We start from the raw sequence: 609 nt of genomic DNA, 5'->3' as shown, positions 1-609 counted from the left end.
GCTTCGGCGATTCCCGGAACCATACGATCCGCCACGGCCAGAGTTGCCTCGGGAGTCACATCAGTCGGCGCGAACCCCGTACCGCCTGTTGTCAAAATAAGATCTGCTTGTCGTTGATCGGCTAGGCGAATTAATTCTTTCTTCAGTTTTTCTTCATTATCGGGTAAAAGCAAAGTTTCCATAACTTCGAAACCTTCCTTTTCCAATCTTTTTACAATAAGCGGGCCGCTTTCGTCTACGCGTTCTCCGCGACTGCCTTTATCGGACAAGGTAATAACGGCCGCTTGATAGGGACGCGGCCCTTTACGCTCTTCAATGACCAATTCATCACCGCAGTGCAGCATTCCGCCCTCAAGAACACGTGCAAATACGCCTTCTCGCGGCATAATACAGTCACCGACGGAATGATAAATGGCACAATGAGTATGGCATTCCTTGCCGATTTGCGTCATTTCCAAGAGTACGTCCCCGGAGCGCAACAAGGTACCTACCGGTAAAGTAGCAAAATCGAAACCTGAAACGACCAGGTTTTCGCCGAAGGCTCCGAAATCTACATGAGCCCCTTTTTCTCTAAATGCTTTTATCTTATCGGCAGAAAGAAGGCTCACC

Annotated in this window: 1 protein-coding gene; it reads right to left on the bottom strand. The window is 49.3% G+C overall.

Annotated features, from left to right (window positions below; translation table 11 throughout):
• The coding region (locus PGX78_RS09170; protein WP_270446664.1) for an MOSC domain-containing protein at nt 1–609 on the bottom strand (609 nt) is incomplete at both ends.

Source organism: Megasphaera sp. AF13-6AC (assembly GCF_027685385.1).
Classification (GTDB): Bacteria; Bacillota; Negativicutes; order Veillonellales; family Megasphaeraceae; genus Megasphaera; species Megasphaera micronuciformis.
Note: the sequence above shows the minus strand (reverse complement) of the source record. Positions and strands in the feature narration are given on the sequence as shown.